This is a genomic window from Paraburkholderia sp. CHISQ3 (assembly GCF_030464945.1).
Lineage (GTDB): Bacteria > Pseudomonadota > Gammaproteobacteria > Burkholderiales > Burkholderiaceae > Paraburkholderia > Paraburkholderia megapolitana.
Genome location: NZ_JALPRG010000003.1, coordinates 462,078 through 481,226, shown reverse-complemented (window position 1 = coordinate 481,226; position 19,149 = coordinate 462,078). Strand labels below are relative to the sequence as shown.

The window sequence follows — 19,149 nt, the reverse complement described above, 5'->3', positions numbered from 1 at the left end:
AATTAATCGTCGCCATGTCGATTAACCGGATTAACGCCGGCTATTTTCACGAGGCATGGCAAAAAACCGGACCTGGCGACAATCGAACAGCCGTGATATAAACGAAGCTGTTACCGTTCGACGGTAACCGTAAGCGTTCAACGTCAATCAACGCGCAACAGCGAATGCCCGGTCATCGTGTCCCGGCCTTCGCGCCTTGCGCTTTGGCTCGACGTTGGATGGCATCCATGCCGCAGCCAAAGCGCTCCCTACGTGGAGATGTTTATGACGCTTCGGCCTGAAACCCCCAGTGGCCTCAATCACCTCGTCCTGAACGTTCGCGATCTCGATCGTGCTCACGACTTCTGGACCAACTACCTCGGCTTTTGCTGCACCGGCTCGTGGCAAAAAACCGCACCTGACGGCAAGCCTTCTGGTCGCATGCGGTTTTACAGCGGTGTGTCGGAAGGCAAGCTACGCCATCACGACGTCGGTTTGATCGAGGCGCCCTCACTGCCCGACGTTCCGCTTCGCCCGCAGGTTCTGCATCACTTCGCGATCACATACCCCTCGCGCGAATCGTGGAAGCGACAGATTGAATTCCTTGTTAGCCGCGGCGTTGTTCCGTTTCGCCACGTGGTGCGCGGCGCGACGCATAGCGCGCATTTGCACGATTGGGACGGCAACGAGATCGAACTGGTCTATGAGCATCCGCGTTCCGAATGGGAACACGATATCAACGCGGCCTTGAATCACGCGGTGGTTGAGCCGGTTGGGCGATGAGCTAACCGATCGATGCCGGCTCGTTCAGCCGCTTTGCTTCCGACAGCAACCAGGTCCGGAAAGCCGCGACGCCAGGGCGATCTAGCGCCGCGGCCTGATAGACGAGCCAGTAGCTATAGTCGTTGGGGATCGCGATGTCGAATGGTTGTACGAGCCGGCCTTTGCGCAGATCGTCGGCCGCCAGCACGAGGCGGCCTAGCGCGACGCCCTGGCCGTCCGCTGCCGCTTGCAACGAGAGACTCGCATCGTTGAACGACGGGCCGGTACTCACATCCAGTCCCTCTATCGCTGCTGCTTCACACCAGCGTCGCCATCCTTGTCGCGGTGTGTCGTGCAGCAAACGCGCGTGACGCAGATCGGCGGGAACGCGAATGGGTGGCGGCCCATCGGCAAGCGTTGGCGAGCAAACCGGGCTCAGTGTTTCGTGGGCGATCAGGTCGGCCTTCAGGCCCGTCCATTTCCCGAGTCCCGAACGAATGCCGAGATCGAAGCGCTCGCTGGCAAACGCCCAGACATCCGCCGAGCTATCGACGCGCACGTCGATATCCGGGTGTAACGCGCGAAATCCTTCGAGACGCGGGACCAGCCATCGCGAAGCAAACGACGGCAGCACCGTGATGTGTAACGGTCGCCTGTCCGGCTCCATGACACGCAGCGTGGCCGCCGCGATGCGATCGAGCGCGCCGGCCAGTTCCGGAAGATAGGCCTCGCCCTTTGTCGTGAGCTTCAACGCATGCCCTCGACGCTCGAACAGAGGGACGCCCAACCAGTCCTCCAGTTGACGGATTTGATGACTGATAGCCGCCTGCGTCACGCACAGTTCGGCAGCGGCACGGGTGAAGCTCAGGTGCTTGGCCGCCGCCTCGAAGGCGCGCAGCGCACCGAGTGGCGGCAGGCGTCGCATGGATCGGTCGATTACTTTGGCTTATCGAGAGCATGAAGATAACCCGTTTGTGATCAACGCGAAAGGCGCCTCTAATCGTGCATTCACCGGGCGGAGCCGCATTTTCCGGGTGCTGACTGATACGAGGCCGATCGATGATTGCATGGAGCATCTGGATTCTGTTTCTTGGTTATACCGTGCCGATGGTCGTGAGTCCGGGCCCTGGTAACACCGTTCTTGCGACTACCGGTGGCCGCTACGGTGTGGCCGGCTCGTTGCCGTTCTGGGTTGGCTTCGAGATCGCAAATGTCGTGCTGTGTGTGGTTTATGGAATGGGGCTGGGTAATGCGTTGCATGGTCACCCGGAGATACAGGTAGCGCTAAAGTGGGCTGGCACCGCTTATCTGCTGTATCTCGCGTGGGGATTTTTTCGTTCTACCGTTAAATCTGACGACGGTGACGATACGGACAGTTCGCGCTTGCACACCAAGGACGGCTTTCTATCCGTCATGCTCAATCCCAAGATTCATTCGATGATTCTTGTCATGTTTTCGCAATTTCTGGATCCCGCGAAATCGCTTCTGACGCAGGTCGGTCAATTTACAGTGGCGTTTCTTTTGGTGTGTGTTGTGTGCCACTTTCCGTGGATATACGGCGGTCAGTTGATTCTTCGCCGGTTCAGATCGGCGCGTGCGCTGCAGATTCAGGGGTGGGTGTTTGGTGTTTCTATGATTCTGGTCGCGGGGTATGTCGCGTTTGGGTGAAGCTGGAACTGCGCTCGATGAAATCGGCGATGTTTCCCAGCGATGATAAAAAGCACGGGTCCATATCGACAAAACGCCAGTTCAACCGGCTTGCAAGAATGGCTCCGACAGTCGCTTTTCTGGCGTTTCAGCCAGATCGATTATCCGCAATCACCCTTCCAAAACAGACTTGACACTCTACTTTCCAGTGAACTACATTTCCTCGGAAGAATTGCGTCGATCAATAGACAAAAATAAAAATCACCGGGGTGCGATGTGCAGATAAAGACCATTCGGGTTGCGTGCAGCATCGGGATCGTATCAATCGGAGCTGCCATTTACCTTACCGGCGTGGTTTCGGCTAGCCATGATTCACACTGGTCTAAGAAAAACGAAAACCAGTTCGCAACACAGATCGCCAACAACTTTCAGCCTGCGCATACATCGAACAAGTCCGGATATCTCAGAGTAAGTACCTCTCCCGACAGCAATTCGACTCAGTTGATCGGGCCGGATTCAAACAAAAATTCTGTTCGCGACGACATCGACGAATATATCGACAAGACCTATCCAGAACCTCGGCAGCATGCCGCAATGATTCAATTCGCCGCCGCGTACGGGGCACTATTAGTCAATGGCGGCACAGTAGACGGTGCCCGAAAAGCCACTTCGGAGGTCGTTCGCGCCATTCAGTGTGGCATCGAAGTTTTCGGCGATTCCAACGTGACAAAGCAAAAAACCATTCTTGCGATGATGCTCGACAGCAAGGAACGTTTCACCGCATACGCGGTGGCCACGCACAACGAAGAGGGGCAGGTTTTTCCGCAGTTTGAGGGAGAACCATGTCTTTAGTCCTTCCATATCTCTAACCACTCACATCGGTGATCGAAAAATGTCCACGAAAACACCCGCGACCAGATCATGGATTAGTTGCCTGATCTGCTGCTTCGCTGTGGTACCGATGTTTGTAGCTACGCAGAACGCCCGTGCCGACGAAAGCGACTGGCAGAAGAACCAGCACATCCGCACCGACTGGGTATTTGCGACGTTGAAAGAGAGCGACGTCAAACCAACGCTCGATCGTGCGTTAAAGGACCAGGAACACTGGGCCAACCTGCCGGAAAATGCGCCGAAAGCATTTAGCTGCACCAGGCTGCAAATTCCTCCACCTTCCCCAGCCGCGGTTGCCGCGTTTAACGCCGCGCCCGGGACTCGCGGCCCCGATGCGGATAAGGCCTACGCGAAAGCAGCCTCGCTCGGTTACTGGCGGGCGGCGGCGCGACTCGTGAACAACTCGCTCGAGGATGAAAACTGGGAAGGCGCGGCGCCGATTGTCGCGTGGCTGCTCGTGCATCATGTGCCGGCTGGATACAACAAGCTCGCCGACATACTGCAGGCCACGTCGGGCTACGATGGCGAAACACCCAGCGACGGCACGCTCAATATGATCGAGTCGTTGCGCTGGCGCGCTGCTCGCGAAGGCGATCCGGTTGCGCAGGCGCAGATGGCCGATACCTTCGACAAGATCAAACAGCCTGCTATTGCGGCGTCGTTGCGGGCGTGTGCGACGCAACAGAATCCGGATCTTTAGTAGCGGGCTTGCACTCTTGCGGGCTGTGGTCCGCACCCGCACGAGCCGACACCCGGTCGTCCGGCGCGGCGTCCAGCAAACGCAGCGTGTCGCGCGCGGCGGCGCCGGGATCAGATGCAGGATTGAAAGCAGCGGACCCCGTCATGATGTCGGTATCTAATGAATGGGGAAAACGGTGGGGTCGTGTCGTATACCGCGACGCGAATCACGGAATCCGCAAACGCTCACGCAAAACCGGCCGCGTAGCGGAATCGCCGACGCGCGAATCGCGTGTCCCTGCTCCACCGCCCGGCCACGACGGGCGCGCCACGTTCGATGGGTTCGGTGCACTTGTCTTCTCGCCCGCGCGCGGGTCGATCCGGAACGCCGCGAGTTCATCCGGCGCACACTGCGCAATCAGGCCGGTTTCCCACGCGAGATACGCACGCGCCGCATCGAGATTGCCCTCGTGCCGATCGTGCACGAAGAACAGATAGTCGATCCGCGCGTCGTCGGCCGGACGATCCGGCGACGCTTCGAGCGGCAGCCCCGCATCGCGCCACGCATCGATGCCATCCGCCGCCACGGCAAGCACCGTGTACCCCGCTTCTCTCAGGTCTAGCGCGGCGAGTTCCGCCACTGCGGGTGTGTCGGCGAACAACAGGAGCGTATCGTGTGCATTTGCACCGATCGAGGCGAGCATTTGCGGCAGCCGCGGCCGAATGGTCCAGTGCGCGCCCGCCGCGTGCTCGCGACGATACGCAGCGCTGCTGCGTAAATCCAGCAGATAGAGCGGCGGTTTTCCATCGTCTGCAACGAGGCGGCGCAAAGCGTCACCGTCCAGCGATTCGAGTTTCGGCACCGACGCAACGTGCGCGCCGTCCTCAGCGCCGAAGTTCAGCACGGCGGCATCGCGCGAATCGATCAACGCGGCATCGATACCGAGTTGCCACAACCATGTCGCGATCACCTGGGCGCGTACGCCGTCGTGTTCGATCAGCAGCACGCGTGCGCCGCGTACGCCGATGGTCTGATCGGTAGCTTGCAGGAGCTGACCACCTGGTGCATGGACCGTACCGCGCAGACCGTCATGCGCGAACTCCTTCGCGGTACGTACATCGATTGCGTAGGTCGTGCGCGTCGGATCGTCGAGCCATGCCTGCGCCGTGCGCACGTCGAGCGCGGGAATCGCAAAGCGCCGCGCCAACGCAGCGGCGCGTTCACGTGCCACCGCCGATGCGTGCACCGGGTTCGTCACGACCTCGTGTCGCACGCTGCCGTGCTCCAGCGCATGGCCTGCCAGCGCCCAGCCCTGGGTACCGTTTTCGAGTGCGATGACCGGATTCGTCACGCCGAAACTGCGCAGCACCTCTGCACCGATGATGCTGCGTGTGCGCCCCGCGCAATGAATCACGATCGGCGTTGTCACATCGTTCACGAAGGCATCGATGCGCAGCGGCAGTTCGCCGTTCGGGCAACTGAGCGCACCAGGGATCGTCATCTTCGTATGCTCTTCGAGCGTGCGGCCGTCGAGCAACGCGAACGCTCGCCCTTCGCGCTGCCAGCGCGCGAGCTCATCCGCCGACAGATGCGGCGTCGCATACGCATGCTCGACCAGTTCGCCGAAGGTTTTCGAAGGCACGTTGATGCCTTTGAACAGCGTATAGCCCGCAGCTTGCCAGCCGGCGGTACCGCCCTCGACCACCGACACATTCGTATAGCCGAGCGCCACGAGTCGTCGCGCGGCGCGCTCAGCGAGCGCGTCAGGCTCACCACCGTCAATCAGCACCACACGCACCGTGCGCCGCGGCGCGAGACGCGGCGCATCGAGCTCAAGCCGGCTATACGGCAGCGGCACCGCGAAGAACGGATGCGCTTCGCCGAACTGTCCGGCTTCGCGCACATCGAAGAACGCAACTTCGGCCGTGTCGTTCAGCCACGCACGTGCCGTCCCCGCGGAAATGGTTCTGAAGTCAACGCCAGTCGTTGCGGTAGAGATTTCGGTGGTCATGTCGTGCGTTGAAAGGGAGGATCAAACAGGATCGAAAGAAGAGACGTCGTGCCGCATTAGCGCAGCGCGCGACGGAATGCCTGAGCGAGGTCGGCGATCAGATCGTCGGACGATTCGAGGCCGATGTGCAGTCGAACAACCGGTTCCACACCGCGCCAGTAGTGCTGTTCGCGCAAACGCGACACCTGGGCGATCAGCGCGAGGCTTTCGTAGCCGCCCCACGATGCGCCGATCGAGAACAGCCGCAGCGCGTCGACGAATGCGACGGCCTGCGCCCGGTCGCCGCGCAGCGCAAACGACACAAGGCCGTTCGAGCCACTGAAATCGCGCTGCCATAACGCGTGCCCAGGGTCGCCGGACCATGCTGGATGAAACACGCGCGCGACGGCCGGCTCTGCGGCCAGATAGCCGGCCACCGCAAGCGCATTGCGCGCATGCTGCGCAAGACGCACCGACAGCGTGCGGATGCCGCGCAGCGCGAGGTATGCATCGTCGGCACTGACGCTTAAACCAAGGGCATCGTGCGTATCGCGCAGTCGCCGCGCAAGCGCAGCGTCGTGTGTCGCCACGGCGCCCTGCATCAGATCGGAATGACCGCCTGCGTATTTCGTCGTTGCCTGGATCGACACATCGGCACCGAGCGTCAGCGGTCGATGCAGCAGTCCCGCGCTCCAGGTGTTGTCGGCTGCGAGCAGCACGCCGCGTTCGTGCGCGAAACGCGCGAGCGCCGGCAGATCGACGACCTGGTAGAGATACGATCCCGGCGACTCCACATAGATGAGCCGCGTGTTGTCGCGCAGTTGCGCGAGCGGCGGCCCCTGCGATGCATCGAAGTAATCGAACGACACCTGCAGACGCGACAGCAGCGGTTCGATCTTCTCGCGTACCGGCCCGTATACGCTGTCCTGCACCAGCACGTGGTCACCGGGCGACAGCAGCGCAAGAAACACAAGCGAGATCGCTGCGAGACCGGACGGTGCGAGCAGCACTTCGTTTGCCTGTTCCAGTTCCGCGAGCGCCGCTTCGAGCGCGCGATGCGTCGACATGCCGTGACGACCGTACGTGGCAACGGGCTCGCCATCGCGGCGACGCTGGGCAGCACCTTCGCGATCTGCGTGACGCTCGAAACGTACCGTACTGGTTCTAACCACCGGCACGTTCACCGGTGCGAGACCGTTCTCGAACGGCGGTGAACCCGCATGCAACAGCCGTGTTTCGATGCGGTCCGGTTGTGCTGTCATCAGCCGACCGCCTGCGTCGAACGCTGCATATGCGTCGCGTTGTAACGCACCACACGGCCCGTGTCCGGTTCGAATCCGAGACGCCCCGTCAATGTTTCGAGCGGCCGGCCGTACAGGTGGAAATGCAGCGTCGGTGTCGTGCCTTCGACGTGGATGCTGTGAATGTCGTCGGGCAGAAATGCCACCGGCACACCGGGACGCACGACCAGTTCGCGATCGAGTTCGAGCGTCGCGCGTTCGGGGTCGGTGCGGTCGTCGGTGCGACGATAGAGACGATTCAGCTCGGCGCCGTCGATTGCCGCGATCACGGCCCACGTATCGTGGTTGTGCGGAATCGTCGTTTTGCCTGGCAGCAGCGAGTTCAGATACAGCGCAAAACCGTCCTCGCCGGGATTCAGACGATAGCGCGTCGAGGTATTGCCACTGTCGCCAGCGGGAGGCGGGAAATCGGCGGCGGGAAACAGATCGGCGCGCGTCGCGAGTTCGAGCAGACGGTCGCTGATCGCATCGAGCGCGGCTCGCGTCACGCCGAGTCCGTCGACAATGCGGCGCGCTTGCGCGAGCAGTTCGGTCACTGCGTCACGGCGGGCTTCGGCGATATCGGTGGAGGTGGAGGTATCGGTGGTGGACATGGGAATTCAAATGAGTGAGTAGTCGAATAGCGGCCGGAACTTCAACCCGCCGCGCGACGCCGCACGCTATGCCGGTCTTCGCCGCGCGCGCGTTGCAGGAAGAGCCGCGTGCGTTCGTTCGCGGGATCGCTGAACACCTCGCGTGCGGGCCCGTGTTCGAGGATCACACCGCCTTCCGTGAAAAACACTTCGTCGCTGACGTCTTCGGCAAAGCGCATTTCGTGCGTGACGAGTACGCAGGTCTGCCCTTCGTCCGCCAGTTCGCCGATCACGTTGAGCACTTCGCCGACCGTCTCCGGATCGAGCGCCGAGGTCACTTCGTCAAACAGGATCAGGTCGGGCCGCATGGCCAGCGCGCGCGCAATCGCGACACGCTGCTGCTGGCCGCCGGACAGCGCGCCGGGATAGGCACGCGCCTTGTCGGCGAGCCGCACTTTCGCGAGCAACTCATGGGCATCGTGCTCGGCCTCGGCGCGACTACGACCGAGCACACTGGTCGGTGCCAGCGTCAGGTTGTCGAGTACGTTCAGGTGTGGAAACAGGTTGTATTGCTGGAACACGAAGCCGATCCGCTTGCGTAGCGCGATCTTCTGCGCGTCGGTGGTTTGCGCGCGAACGTCGATACCGTCGACGTAGATGTCGCCGTACTGCGGCGTCAACAGCCCATTGATACAACGCAGGATCGTCGATTTACCCGATCCCGACGGCCCGATGATCGACACCGCGTGACCGCGCCGCACCGACAGATCGATGCCGTTCAGCACCGGCGTTTCGCCGTACGAGAGATGCACATTGCGCAGCAAGAGGAGCGCGTTCGAAGGTGCTACGTCCGGAATGGGCGCGGTTGCAGCCTGAAACTCATGCACGTTATGACGCGCAGTACCCAGCGCTTCGCGCGCAATGAGCCCATCTACACCGAGCACGTTCGATACATCGAGCGCCGCGCGACTCATGCGCTCACCCGTAGCAGGAAGCACAGCAAGCGAAACGACCGTGTGTCGCGCGGAGAAAAAAGCAGTTTCATCAGACGTGTGTTCCAGAATGGCTGACTACGTGAATGAGTACCGCTCGAACGTAAGCCGCGACGAATCAAGCGAACAGCCCATTCTAGAAACCCACACGTCGCAACGTAACCAACGAATCGTCGGAACGTTATGCAACGATCTGCTATCCGCGCGTCGGACCGTGCATTGCAGCAGCGGATCGCGACGCTCCTTCGTCGCGCTGCTTTGCTTAGCAGATTCGCTTGGTTTGCGGTGCTGCGCGCTTTGCCTAAAGTGCGAGACTGCGCATCAATCGATACAACATTTGCCATGACTCATCCGCTCTCCCGTTGCACCAACGTTCTCCGTCTTCTGTACCGCGCCGCAATATTCGCGTCGGCCGCGCTCTTTATGTCCGGTGTCGCACACGCCGATGCGACGCTCGACCGGATCGCCTCGCGCCACGAGATCGCCGTTGGCGTACTGATCGGCGGTAGTCCGTTCGGTTCGCTCGATCCGCAGACGCAGCAGCCGCGCGGCGTCAACGTCGATCTCGCCAACGATATCGGTCGCCGGCTCGGTGTGAAGGTCACACTGGTTTCCGTGCAGCCATCCACCCGAGTGCAGTTCCTGCAGCAAGGCAAGGTCGATATCCTGATCGCGAACATGGAATACAACGCGCAGCGCGGCGAACTGCTCGACTACGTGCCGACGCCCTACTACCGCGTCGGTGGCACTGCCATCACCTTGAAGACGAGCGGTATCGAACGTTGGGAAGATCTGCGCGGCAAGCCCGTTTGCATCTCCCAGGGCAGCAGCTATATCCGGCCGCTCGTCGAGCGCTACGGCGCCGTCCCGCGCGCGTTCCAGGGCTCATCGCAATCGCTGCTCGCACTGCGCGGCGGTAGTTGCGTCGCTGCCGTGCACGACGCCGCACCGCTGCTTTATCCGTTGCAACAGCGCGATCCCGAATGGCGCGATTACCGGACGCTGCAACCCGAACTCGAACCCGCGCCTTCGGTGATCTGGGTACGCAAGGGTGAAAAGGATACGGTCGCGAAGCTCGATGCGATCGTGAAGGACTGGCATCGCAGCGGCTGGCTGATCGAGGACGAGGCGAAGAACGGTCTGACTCCGCCCTCGCCTGCGCTTGCCGAATGGCACCGGCAGTTACCGACTGTCCAATGAGCTCGACGAACGCGATCAGCACCGCGCTCGATGCGCTCGCACGAGTCGGTCTCGACTATCGCTTCCTGCTCGACGCCTACGATCGCACGCCGTTCCTGACCGGCATGCTGACGAGCCTTGAGATCGTCGTGTCGACACTCGCGGGCAGTGTCGTTGCCGGGTTCGCGTTGTTGCTCCTGCTGCGGGCACGTAATAGCGCGGTAGCCGGCACGACACGCGCATTCGTCGAACTCGCACGCAATACGCCGACCATCGTGCAGCTTTACTGCGCGTTCCTCGTGCTGAACATGTTGCTGTCGCAATGGCTGCATCAACAGCATCTCGACAATCCGTTCAAGCCGTTTTTCTGGGTCGTTTTCGTGCTGTCGCTGCACAAGGGCGCGTTTCATGCGGAAGCGCTGCGTGCCGGTTTCGATGCGGTACCTGCGCAGACGCTAGAAGGCGCCGAATCGTTGGGATTGAGCCGCTGGGTGAGACTGCGTCGCGTCGAGCTTCCGCTCGCCATCCGTACCGCGTTGCCCGCACTCGTCAACAACATGGTGGAACTCGTCAAGGCATCGTCACTCGCTTCCGCTATCGCGGTCGGCGACATCACGTATCAATCGATCATGATCTGGACACAGCGCGACAACGTGCTTGCGTTGATGATCGTGATCTTGTTGTTCTTCGGCGCGCTGACGTGGCTCGTAAGCCGCGCGGGACGCTGGCTCGAACGCCGCTTGTGGGTGCCTGGCTATGGCAACTAGAACGCCTCTCATCGGTGCGCCAGGACGCTATGGGGTAGCCCCCATCGTGTTCGCTGTGCTGGCGGCACTGGGCATCGCGCTGGAAATCGAACTGGCACACGGTGGCTGGCGCAATGAGACGCTGGTGCATCTGGTCGAATGGGCGCCCGCGCTCGCGCGCGGCTTCGCGATGAACGTCGCGATCAGTCTTGGGGCGATCGCGATCGGTTCGGTGGTTGGCTTTGCAGTCGGCGCGCTCGCGCTGACGCGCGGGTTGACGGGCCGGCTTGCGCGCTTATGGGTGCAGGCGTTTCGCAACGCACCGTGGCTCGTGCTGATCTACTTCACGACCTATGTGTTTCCGTTCGAATTCTCATTGTTCGGCCATACGGTGCCGTTTCCCGACTGGCTCAAGGTGACGCTGGCGCTCGCATTGCCGGCAAGCGCGAACGTCGCCGAAGTTTTCCGCGGTGCGGTTGCGTCGATTCCGACGACGCAATGGGATGCGGCGGAATCGCTTGCGCTGTCGCGTGCGCAGATTTTGCGGCTCGTCGTCGTACCGCAATGCGTGCGCCGCATGCTGCCACCGTGGATGAACGTCTACGCGATCATCACGATGGGTACGGCGCTTTCATCGCTGGTCGGTATTCATGATCTGCTCGATACGGCACAGATTGCGAGCAGTACCGTTGCGCGGTCGAGTTTCACGGTGCTCACTTATGTCGCAACGCTCGCGATATTTTTTGCGTGGTGTTATCCGGTTTCGCGGGCGACGCGGTGGCTGGAGCGGCGGTTCGTTGTGTAAGAGCAAGGCGCGTTGCACCTTGCGTGTCATTCAAGACAACGCCGCCGGCTCACCACCCAGATACGCATCGCGAATCCGCTCGTCGCCGAGCAGCACGTCGGCGGCTCCTTCGAGTACCACACGTCCGGTCTGCAACACATAGCCGTAATGCGCGATCTCAAGCGCAAGACTAGCGTTCTGTTCGACCATAAAAAACGTCACCCCATCGCGGTTGATCGTCTGAATCAGCTCGAGCACCTTCTCGACATAGAGCGGCGACAGGCCCATGGTCGGCTCATCCATGCAGATCAGCTTCGGGCGCCCCATCAGCGCGCGCGCCATGGCGAGCATCTGCTGCTCCCCACCCGATAACGTGCCCGCCTGCTGCGCGAGCCGCTCTCGCACGCGAGGAAACAGATCGAGCACGCGTTCGTAGTCATCCGCGATAGCCGCACGGTCGCGTCGCGTGTACGCACCCATCAACACGTTCTCACGCACCGTCATGTCGCCGAACAGCCGCCGCGCCTCGGGCACCGAGCCGATGCCACGACGCACGAGCTGCGGCGTCGGCAGCGCGGTCACGCGTTCCCCTTCGAACCACACGTCGCCCTTACGCGGACGATGCAGCCCAAGGATGATCTTCATCGTCGTCGATTTGCCGCTCGCATTGCCGCCGAGCAGGCTAACAATCTGCCCGCGACCGACCTCGACATTCACGTCGAAATGGACCTGAACCGGACCGTAGAACGTCTCGATGTGTTCCAGTTTCAGCAGCGGATCGCTCATGATGTACGTGCAAATATACGGCGAGTGACTAGAGACAAAACGACGACACTCACGCCGCCGTCGCAGCAACGGCCTGCGCCCCGCCAACGTTACGATGACCAAGATAGGCTTCAATCACGCGCGGATGATTGCGCACGTCGCGCGGCAATCCCTCGGCGATCTTCGTGCCGTTGTCGAGCACGATCACGCGATCCGACAGGCGCATCACGAGGTCGAGCTTGTGTTCGATCAGCAGGATCGTCAGTCCGCGCGCTTTTAGCTGCTGGATCAGCACCAGCATTTCGGCGGTCTCGGTTTCGTTCATGCCGGCGGTCGGTTCGTCGAGCAACAGGATGCGTGGGTGCAATGCCAGTGCACGGGCAATCTCTACACGTCGGCGGTTCGCATACGACAGGCTGTGCGTCGGATGATCGATGCGCGGCAACAACCGCTCACCGAAACCGGCGATGATCTCGCGCGCCTCGGCCCGCAGCGCTGTGTCCTCACGACGCAACGCAGGAGACCCCACGAGTGCGGACAGCACTTCGCGCACTGCGCCGAACACGGGCCAGCCGGGCCGCGTCGCGTGCAGTCGCGCATGCGCGCCGACCAGCACGTTGTCGAGCACGCTCAGGTTGCCGAATACGCGCCCGTGCTGAAACGTTCGTGCGACTCCGAGCGCGGCAAGCCGCTCGGGACGCGTGCCGGTAATGTCGCGTCCGTCGAACGTCACGTGCCCTGCGTCCGGCGTATCGAGGCCCGTGATCAGATTGAACAGCGTCGACTTGCCTGCGCCGTTCGGTCCAATCACGCTGACCAGTTCGCCGGGCGCAATCGCGAGACTCACGGCGTCGACCGCGGTGAGCCCGCCAAAACGACGCGTGATGTCACGCACTTCGAGAAGCATGGAGGTCATCGCAGTCGTCGTCATACGGTTCCAAGCAGGCCCTGTGGCCTGAAACGCACCAGCAGCAACAGCACGAGCCCGTAGATCAACATCCGGTAATCGGCCGCCCAGCGGAACAGCTCGGGCAAGCCGATCAGTGCAAGCGCACCGACCACACCGCCAAGCACGTTGCCAAGGCCACCGAGTATCACCATCGTCAGGGCGAGGATCGACACCTGCGAATCGAACGTCTGATGGTTGATATAGCTGTACAAATGCGCCGAGATGCCACCGCTGATCCCCGCCGCGACACCGCCAAACGCAAACGCCATCGCCTTATAGCGGTTCGGCCGGATGCCGTGCGCCCGCGCCGCCACTTCGTCCTCGCGGATCGCACGCAACGTGCGGCCCAGGTGCGAGCGCAACAGCCGCACCTGTAGCAGGCCGAGGACAACCAGCACCGCAAGCGTGAACCAGTAGATGGCACGTGCGCTCGTCACGATCGGCAGCGGCCCGATACCGGTGATGCCAAGTGGCCCGCGCGTCAGGCTCTCCCAGTTCAGGATCACGAGGCTCACCACTTCGCCGATGCCGAGCGTCGCAATCGATACGTAGTGTCCGCGCAACCGGAACGCCGGAAAGACGAGCAACGTGCCGAGCGCGGCCGTGATCAACCCGGCGCATGGAATCGTCACGGCCGGCGACCAGCCGAAGTCCGTCGAGAGCAACGCCGACGCATACGCGCCGATCACGAGCAGCGCAGCATGTCCCAGCGAAATCTGCCCGACGGTACCCGCCACCAGCGTGAGACTCAGCGCAAGCATCGCGTAGAGCCACGCATTGGTCAGCGTCTGCAACAGATAGGACGACGCCGCGACGAACGGCAACACGGCCGCAACAGCAACGAGCGCCGCGACTGCCAGCGGCGGCACACGCACCGCACGTGCCGCCGCCAGGAACGTACCGGTCATCGGTTCCGACGGCATGCGGCGGCTGTTGCTGAAAAGTCCGTTCGGTCGCCAGGCAAGAAACACGAGCAGCAGCACGAACGCAAACAGATCGCGATAACTGGTGCCGAAGATTGCCACGCCGTAACTCTCGACAAGCCCCAGCAGCAGGCTGCCCGCAATCGCGCCTGGCACGTTCCCAAGGCCGCCGATCAGAAGCGCGACGACGCCCTTTAGCGTCGCCTGAAAACCCATCGACGGATCAATGCTGTTGTAGTACATGCCGACGAGCAAGCCGCTCACGCCACCCAGCGCACACGCAATCGCAAACACTGCCTGATTCACGCCGTTCACGTTGACGCCCATCTGCTGTGCGGCATCGCGGTCCTGAGCGGTTGCGCGTACGGCCCAACCAAGCCGCGTGAAGCGCAGGAACACGTACAGTACGGCAGCCGCGGCGAGACCGATGCCGGCGATCAACAGATCGAGCGCGCCAAGCGTCGCACCGCCCATATGCAGATGCCAGTCCGGTAGCGGCGCCGGCACCGGGCGCGGGTCGGCGCCGAAGATCAGTTGCGCACACTGGTCGAGCACGAAGCTGATACCGATCGTCGCCAGCAGCGGTGCAATGCGCGCGGCCCCTTGCAGCGGGCGCAGACCGATGCGCTCGATAGCGATGCCGAGCAGCGCACAACCCGCGATCACCGCGGCCAACGCCAGCGGCAACGGCAGTCCAAGCCGCGTGAGACACAGCCAGCCGATAAAACCGCCGACCATATACACCGAGCCATGCGCGAAATTGATCAGATGCGAGACGCCGAAAATCAGCGCGAGTCCGACCGCGAGCAACGCATAGATGTTGCCGACAATCAGCCCGTTGATCGTGTATTCAAGCCATGCTGCCATCGCCATTCATCCGTTGTGTCGGGACCGCGTTCAGCGCGCGGCGAGCTGGGGCTTCGCACCGTCCCACAGCGCGAACTGACCGTTCTTCACGACCAGGTAAACAGAGCGTGCACCGGCCACGCGACGCGTTTGCGAATCGAAGCGCATGGTGCCGAAAATCACGCTTGGCACGTCGTGGATCTGCGCGAAGCCGCCGTGCACCGCCTCGCGCGTCGTGCCGTAGCGGCGCAGCGTTTCGGCGGCGAGAATCATCGCGTCGTAGGAGCGCGCGGCAAACGTGTCGGGCTCGGCGTGATACTTCGCGCGATAGTGCTGCACGAAGGCTTGCACCTCCGGGTGTGTGTCGCCTGGGAAAAAGTTCGATTCGGTGAAGACGCCGTCCACCGCCTGACCGCCGAGTTCGATGAACTTCGGCGAATACACCGAGCCCACCGCCGCGATGGGTTGCGTGAGTCCCGAAGCGCGCGCCTGACGCACGATCTGCGCGCCGTCCGCGTAGTACGAGATCAGCACCAGCGAATCCGGCTTCGACGCGCCGATGCGCACGAGCGTTGCGCGGAAGTCCTTGTCGGTCGGCTGATAGCCTTCGGCGGCGACGACCTGCGCGCCATCCGCGGTCGCGGCTTTCGCGAAGATGTCCTTGCTCGTGCGGCCCCAGTCGGTGTTCAGGTACAGCACCGCAATGCGCTTGAAGCCGAGTTCCTTCGCTGCGTAGCGAGCAAGGATCGGTTGCTCTTCCGCCTGGCTCAATGCCGTGCTCCACATATAGTCGCCGCCCTTCGTGAAGTCGGGATGCGAGTTCGTGAAACCGAACTGGACGAGCTGACCGCGCTGATAGATCGGCGAAGCGGCCATCGATGTCGCGCTCGAAAAGTCGCCGAGTTCCAGAAGGATGCGCGGATCGCCGACGAACTTCTGCGCGATCGCCACGGCCTGGCGCGGGTCGCTGCGGCTGTCTTCGAAGTCGTAGGCGAGCGGCCGGCCCTTGATGCCGCCGCTACCGTTGATCTGTTCGAGCGCGAGGTCGAAGCCGCGCTTCCATTGCTCGCCGTATTGCGCGTCCTGGCCGGTCAGCGGACCGCTCACGCCGACCAGATAAGGATCGCCAGAAACGCCTGCCGCGGCTGCCGGCGCCGGTGTCGCAGCGATCGCGAGACTCCATGCGGTGAGCGCGACAGGTGCCGCACGCACTAGCCGCCGCCATGCGCCGCGCAGCGTGGATGTAGGTTCGCCTGTCCGTCTGTTCATGCTGTCCTCGCCCATGCTCAAAAAAGTGAGGCCATCAAATCACGGTGAAAACGGACCGGCCAACGAACATTTGCATATATCCATATAGCTCGCTGCCGCAGTCGCCTGACACCGTGCTGGCCTGGTATCGCCCGATCCGTCCCCAGCTCCGCGCGAAGTCACCGTAACCTGTTGATTTACATACAATCTCCACTTCCATACGGAGCATCCCGCAGCTTCCCGATACGCTCCAAACCGCTTCCCGTCCCATCCACTTTGCATGATTTCCGCTGTCGATATCGAAAATCATTATATGAATCTGCTATTCATGGCAACCTACAATTCGAAAATCGAATAACCAGGACGGGTTATGGAGCTGCATCACCTCGAGGCGTTTTCGGCCGTCATGTCCGCCGGCAGCATCACCGGCGCCGGCCGTCTGCTCGCGCGTTCGCAACCGGCGGTCACGCGGCAGATCCAGGAACTGGAGGCCGATCTCGGCTATGCGCTGTTCGACCGCAACGGGCCGCGTGTCACGCCGACGCATCGTGCGTTTCTGCTGTACGACGAGGTCGAGCGTTCGCTGGTCGGACTGAAGGCGATCGAAGAGCGGGCCCGCGCAATCGGCGCGGATGCCGCGGACCCGGTGCGCATCGCGGCCACGCCGGCGCTCGCCGCGGCCATCGTGCCGCACGCGATCGCCGCGGTGCCGCCGCTCGCGCAGGCGCCGCAATTCCAGTTGCGCAGCCAGTCTGCCGAGCATGTTGTCAGCGAAGTGCTGATGCGTACCGCCGACATCGGCCTCGTCACACTGCCGATGGCGCATGCGGGCCTCGATGTCCACTGGATCGCTGAGGCGCCGTGCGTCGTGGTATTGCGCAACGGCGATCCGCTCGCCGCGCAGCCGTCTGTGGCGTTGCGCGATCTCGCGGACCGACGCATCGTCACGGTCGCGAACCGGCACCGGTTGCGTCACCGGATCGATGCCGCTTTCGCCGCCGAGAAAATCACCGCCAACATATTCCTCGAAACCAACGCATCGCTGAACGCAGTGGCAGCGGCTCGTGCGGGTGTGGGCGTCGCGATCGTCGATCCGGCGAGCGGTCTTGCGCTCGCGCTCGACGGGGTGGTCGCACGGCCACTCGATGCGACGATTCCGTTCTGCTTCGGCGTTGTGACACCGGCCGGCAAACTGCGCCGGCCGCCCGTCGACGCGTTGCTCGCCGCGCTCGCGACAAGCACTCGCGAACTGCTCGATGGCGTGGTGCTGCACGATGCATCCGCACACGATGCGCTGCTGCAACCGGAGCGGCACATGGCCTCGGGTACGCGTAGCACGCATGACAACCCTCGCAGCCGCGACCGTCGCAAACATCCCACGTCCCGCGGGGCCGCCACATGAGCGCGCTTGCCACACCGCTTGCCGCACTCGAAGCGCGTCTACGCGAAGACCTCGCCTGGCTCGAACTGCCGCCGCCCGCCTGGGTGCCGCCGCGGTTCGCGGACGGCACACGCGTGCTCGACGTCGCGATTATCGGCGGTGGTATGGCCGGGCTCGCGGCCTCGGCGGAACTGCGCTGGCTCGGCATGCACAACCATCTCGTGATCGACCGCGCGCCGGCCGGCCAGGAAGGGCCGTGGGTCACCTATGCGCGAATGGAAACGCTGCGCTCGCCGAAGCAGCTCACCGGGCCGGCGTTGCGTCTGCCCGCGTTGACGTTTCGCGCATGGTACGAAGCGCAGTTCGGTCGCGCTGCATGGGACGCGTTGTACAAGATTCCGCGCCCGCAATGGATGGAGTATCTGCGCTGGTACCGGCAGGTGCTCGATCTGCCCGTGCGCAACGAGACCGCGGTGGTCGCGCTGCGTCCGCGCGACGACGGTTTGCTTGCGCTGGAGTTGCGCAGTGGCGATGCAGCCGACCCACACGCGACCTACGAAACGCTCATCGCGCGACACGTGGTGCTCGCCACCGGTCGCGATGGACTCGGTGGCCCGTTCGTGCCGGAGATTGCCCAGCAGATTCCGCAGCACCGCTGGGCGCATTCGTCCGCAGCTATCGATTTCGCGGCGCTGCGCGGCTTGCGCGTCGGCGTAGTCGGCGCGGGTGCGTCCGCATTCGACAATGCGGGCACCGCGCTCGAAGCAGGTGCCGCGAGCGTCGACATGTTCATTCGCCGCGCGGACATTCCGCGCATCAACAAGCTGACCGGCATCGGTAGTCCAGGGCTCGTGCACGGTTTCGCCGATCTCGACGACGCGACGAAGTGGCGCTTCATGCACTACGCGCTCACGTCGCAAACACCGCCGCCGCGCGATAGCGTGTTGCGCGTATCGCGCCACGACACCGCGCGCTTTCACTCGGGCAGCCCGCTCGTCTCGCTTGCCGAACACGCGGACGGCGTACACGTGGTCACGCCGCGCGGTAGTCATACGATCGACTTCCTGATCTTCGCGACGGGCTTTCATTCGGACCTGTCCGCGCGGCCCGAATTCGCGTCGTTTGCAAAACACGTGCGGCGCTGGAAGGACCGTTTTGACCTGCCACCGGACGCCTATATCGCAGAGTTAGCCGAGTCGCCCGACCTCGGCCCCGCGTTCGTGTTCCAGGAGCGCGAGCCGGGCGCATGCCCCGCGCTCGCGCGCATTCACTGCTTCAACCACGCGGCGAGCCTCAGTCACGGCAAGCTGTCCGGCGACATCCCCGCGATCAGCGACGGTGCGCAGCGTCTCGCACGCGGCATCGCGAGCCGGCTGTTCGACGACGACCGTGACCGCCACTACGACGCGATGCTCGCCTTCTCCACCGCGGAACTGCAGGGCGACGAGTGGCACGATGCCGCCGCGCCGCGCAACGAATCCGCTGGTGCAGTCTGATCCGCACGCAGTCTTTTTC

The 19,149-nt window shown here is 62.7% G+C and carries 18 protein-coding genes and 1 pseudogene; 9 read left to right on the top strand and 10 right to left on the bottom strand.

The features are described 5' to 3' along the window. Window positions 1-264 precede the first annotated feature (264 nt). Window positions 265-762, top strand: a complete 498-nt coding sequence (locus M0D65_RS09190) for a VOC family protein (protein WP_266252377.1) — start codon at window positions 265-267, stop codon at window positions 760-762. A gap of 1 nt (window position 763) precedes the next feature. Here M0D65_RS09190 and M0D65_RS09185 read toward each other — a convergent pair whose 3' ends face one another. Continuing rightward, entirely contained in the window at window positions 764-1,666 is a 903-nt protein-coding gene (locus tag M0D65_RS09185) for a transcriptional regulator GcvA (RefSeq protein WP_266252376.1), read from the bottom strand. Window positions 1,667-1,800: 134 nt separating this feature from the next. Here M0D65_RS09185 and M0D65_RS09180 point away from each other — a divergent pair, with 134 nt between their 5' ends. Next, window positions 1,801-2,409: a LysE family translocator gene (locus M0D65_RS09180; protein ID WP_266252375.1), complete on the top strand. Its 609-nt coding sequence runs from the start codon at window positions 1,801-1,803 to the stop codon at window positions 2,407-2,409. On the opposite strand, the pseudogene M0D65_RS09175 reads toward M0D65_RS09180, so the two are convergent. Further along, a pseudogene (locus M0D65_RS09175) lies at window positions 2,372-2,518 on the bottom strand (shikimate kinase); the annotation flags it as partial. The gene M0D65_RS09180 and the pseudogene M0D65_RS09175 overlap by 38 nt on opposite strands. A 146-nt stretch (window positions 2,519-2,664) precedes the next feature. Here M0D65_RS09175 and M0D65_RS09170 point away from each other — a divergent pair. Together M0D65_RS09170 and M0D65_RS09165 are read left to right on the top strand one after the other, a co-directional pair. Continuing rightward, a complete protein-coding gene (locus M0D65_RS09170; RefSeq protein WP_266252374.1) occupies window positions 2,665-3,240 on the top strand; it encodes a hypothetical protein in 576 nt (191 codons plus the stop codon). Between the two features lie 109 nt (window positions 3,241-3,349). After that, a complete protein-coding gene (locus M0D65_RS09165) occupies window positions 3,350-3,979 on the top strand; it encodes a hypothetical protein (protein ID WP_266252373.1) in 630 nt (209 codons plus the stop codon). A gap of 205 nt (window positions 3,980-4,184) precedes the next feature. Here M0D65_RS09165 and M0D65_RS09160 read toward each other — a convergent pair whose 3' ends face one another. Genes M0D65_RS09160 through M0D65_RS09145 form a run of 4 tightly spaced genes read right to left on the bottom strand, consistent with a single transcriptional unit; the run spans window position 4,185 to window position 8,795 of the window. After that, window positions 4,185-5,969, bottom strand: coding sequence for a rhodanese-like domain-containing protein (locus tag M0D65_RS09160; RefSeq protein WP_266252372.1), 1,785 nt, complete (start codon window positions 5,967-5,969; stop codon window positions 4,185-4,187). A 56-nt stretch (window positions 5,970-6,025) separates the two neighbouring features. Continuing rightward, window positions 6,026-7,210, bottom strand: coding sequence for a cystathionine beta-lyase (metC, locus tag M0D65_RS09155; RefSeq protein WP_266252371.1), 1,185 nt, complete (start codon window positions 7,208-7,210; stop codon window positions 6,026-6,028). Next, window positions 7,210-7,842 carry a cysteine dioxygenase family protein gene (locus M0D65_RS09150; RefSeq protein WP_266252370.1) on the bottom strand — a complete coding sequence of 211 codons (633 nt, stop codon included), beginning with the start codon at window positions 7,840-7,842 and terminating at the stop codon, window positions 7,210-7,212. Before M0D65_RS09150 ends, metC begins: the two co-directional genes overlap by 1 nt. A gap of 41 nt (window positions 7,843-7,883) precedes the next feature. Beyond that, complete coding sequence (locus tag M0D65_RS09145; protein ID WP_266252369.1) at window positions 7,884-8,795, bottom strand: amino acid ABC transporter ATP-binding protein; 912 nt, start codon at window positions 8,793-8,795, stop codon at window positions 7,884-7,886. A gap of 441 nt (window positions 8,796-9,236) precedes the next feature. On the opposite strand from M0D65_RS09145, the gene M0D65_RS09140 reads away from it, so the two are divergent. Genes M0D65_RS09140 through M0D65_RS09130 form a run of 3 tightly spaced genes read left to right on the top strand, consistent with a single transcriptional unit; the run spans window position 9,237 to window position 11,543 of the window. After that, complete coding sequence (locus tag M0D65_RS09140) at window positions 9,237-10,013, top strand: transporter substrate-binding domain-containing protein (protein ID WP_266252368.1); 777 nt, start codon at window positions 9,237-9,239, stop codon at window positions 10,011-10,013. Further along, a complete protein-coding gene (locus M0D65_RS09135; RefSeq protein ID WP_266252367.1) occupies window positions 10,010-10,759 on the top strand; it encodes an amino acid ABC transporter permease in 750 nt (249 codons plus the stop codon). The genes M0D65_RS09140 and M0D65_RS09135 overlap by 4 nt, the downstream gene beginning before the upstream one ends. After that, complete coding sequence (locus M0D65_RS09130) at window positions 10,749-11,543, top strand: amino acid ABC transporter permease (RefSeq protein WP_266252366.1); 795 nt, start codon at window positions 10,749-10,751, stop codon at window positions 11,541-11,543. Before M0D65_RS09135 ends, M0D65_RS09130 begins: the two co-directional genes overlap by 11 nt. Window positions 11,544-11,573: 30 nt before the next feature. Here the strand turns inward: M0D65_RS09130 and M0D65_RS09125 are convergent, their stop codons facing one another. From M0D65_RS09125 to M0D65_RS09110, 4 genes are read right to left on the bottom strand one after another with little or no spacing between them, the layout of a single operon-like run. Continuing rightward, window positions 11,574-12,308, bottom strand: a complete 735-nt coding sequence (locus tag M0D65_RS09125) for an ABC transporter ATP-binding protein (RefSeq protein ID WP_091006653.1) — start codon at window positions 12,306-12,308, stop codon at window positions 11,574-11,576. A 49-nt stretch (window positions 12,309-12,357) separates the two neighbouring features. Beyond that, complete coding sequence (locus tag M0D65_RS09120) at window positions 12,358-13,218, bottom strand: ABC transporter ATP-binding protein (protein WP_266252365.1); 861 nt, start codon at window positions 13,216-13,218, stop codon at window positions 12,358-12,360. Then, window positions 13,215-15,026, bottom strand: coding sequence for an ABC transporter permease (locus tag M0D65_RS09115; RefSeq protein ID WP_266252364.1), 1,812 nt, complete (start codon window positions 15,024-15,026; stop codon window positions 13,215-13,217). Before M0D65_RS09115 ends, M0D65_RS09120 begins: the two co-directional genes overlap by 4 nt. A gap of 30 nt (window positions 15,027-15,056) precedes the next feature. Next, complete coding sequence (locus tag M0D65_RS09110) at window positions 15,057-16,274, bottom strand: ABC transporter substrate-binding protein (RefSeq protein ID WP_266252363.1); 1,218 nt, start codon at window positions 16,272-16,274, stop codon at window positions 15,057-15,059. Between the two features lie 349 nt (window positions 16,275-16,623). Here M0D65_RS09110 and M0D65_RS09105 point away from each other — a divergent pair, with 349 nt between their 5' ends. Together M0D65_RS09105 and M0D65_RS09100 are read left to right on the top strand one after the other, a co-directional pair. Then, window positions 16,624-17,655 (top strand): LysR family transcriptional regulator, encoded by a 1,032-nt coding sequence (locus M0D65_RS09105; protein ID WP_266252362.1) that lies wholly within the window; start codon window positions 16,624-16,626, stop codon window positions 17,653-17,655. After that, window positions 17,652-19,130, top strand: coding sequence for an NAD(P)-binding domain-containing protein (locus M0D65_RS09100; protein WP_266252361.1), 1,479 nt, complete (start codon window positions 17,652-17,654; stop codon window positions 19,128-19,130). The genes M0D65_RS09105 and M0D65_RS09100 overlap by 4 nt, the downstream gene beginning before the upstream one ends. Window positions 19,131-19,149: the final 19 nt, after the last annotated feature.

Coding starts and splice junctions, on each gene's coding strand:
- M0D65_RS09120 (WP_266252365.1), bottom strand. CDS start 13,218: ATGACGACGACTGCGATGACCTCCATGCTTCTCGAAGTGCGTGACATC.
- M0D65_RS09145 (WP_266252369.1), bottom strand. CDS start 8,795: ATGAGTCGCGCGGCGCTCGATGTATCGAACGTGCTCGGTGTAGATGGG.
- M0D65_RS09135 (WP_266252367.1), top strand. CDS start 10,010: ATGAGCTCGACGAACGCGATCAGCACCGCGCTCGATGCGCTCGCACGA.
- M0D65_RS09110 (WP_266252363.1), bottom strand. CDS start 16,274: ATGAACAGACGGACAGGCGAACCTACATCCACGCTGCGCGGCGCATGG.
- M0D65_RS09140 (WP_266252368.1), top strand. CDS start 9,237: ATGTCCGGTGTCGCACACGCCGATGCGACGCTCGACCGGATCGCCTCG.
- M0D65_RS09185 (WP_266252376.1), bottom strand. CDS start 1,666: ATGCGACGCCTGCCGCCACTCGGTGCGCTGCGCGCCTTCGAGGCGGCG.
- M0D65_RS09160 (WP_266252372.1), bottom strand. CDS start 5,969: ATGACCACCGAAATCTCTACCGCAACGACTGGCGTTGACTTCAGAACC.
- M0D65_RS09190 (WP_266252377.1), top strand. CDS start 265: ATGACGCTTCGGCCTGAAACCCCCAGTGGCCTCAATCACCTCGTCCTG.
- M0D65_RS09180 (WP_266252375.1), top strand. CDS start 1,801: ATGATTGCATGGAGCATCTGGATTCTGTTTCTTGGTTATACCGTGCCG.
- M0D65_RS09105 (WP_266252362.1), top strand. CDS start 16,624: ATGGAGCTGCATCACCTCGAGGCGTTTTCGGCCGTCATGTCCGCCGGC.
- M0D65_RS09115 (WP_266252364.1), bottom strand. CDS start 15,026: ATGGCAGCATGGCTTGAATACACGATCAACGGGCTGATTGTCGGCAAC.
- M0D65_RS09130 (WP_266252366.1), top strand. CDS start 10,749: ATGGCAACTAGAACGCCTCTCATCGGTGCGCCAGGACGCTATGGGGTA.
- metC (WP_266252371.1), bottom strand. CDS start 7,210: ATGACAGCACAACCGGACCGCATCGAAACACGGCTGTTGCATGCGGGT.
- M0D65_RS09100 (WP_266252361.1), top strand. CDS start 17,652: ATGAGCGCGCTTGCCACACCGCTTGCCGCACTCGAAGCGCGTCTACGC.
- M0D65_RS09125 (WP_091006653.1), bottom strand. CDS start 12,308: ATGAGCGATCCGCTGCTGAAACTGGAACACATCGAGACGTTCTACGGT.
- M0D65_RS09165 (WP_266252373.1), top strand. CDS start 3,350: ATGTTTGTAGCTACGCAGAACGCCCGTGCCGACGAAAGCGACTGGCAG.
- M0D65_RS09150 (WP_266252370.1), bottom strand. CDS start 7,842: ATGTCCACCACCGATACCTCCACCTCCACCGATATCGCCGAAGCCCGC.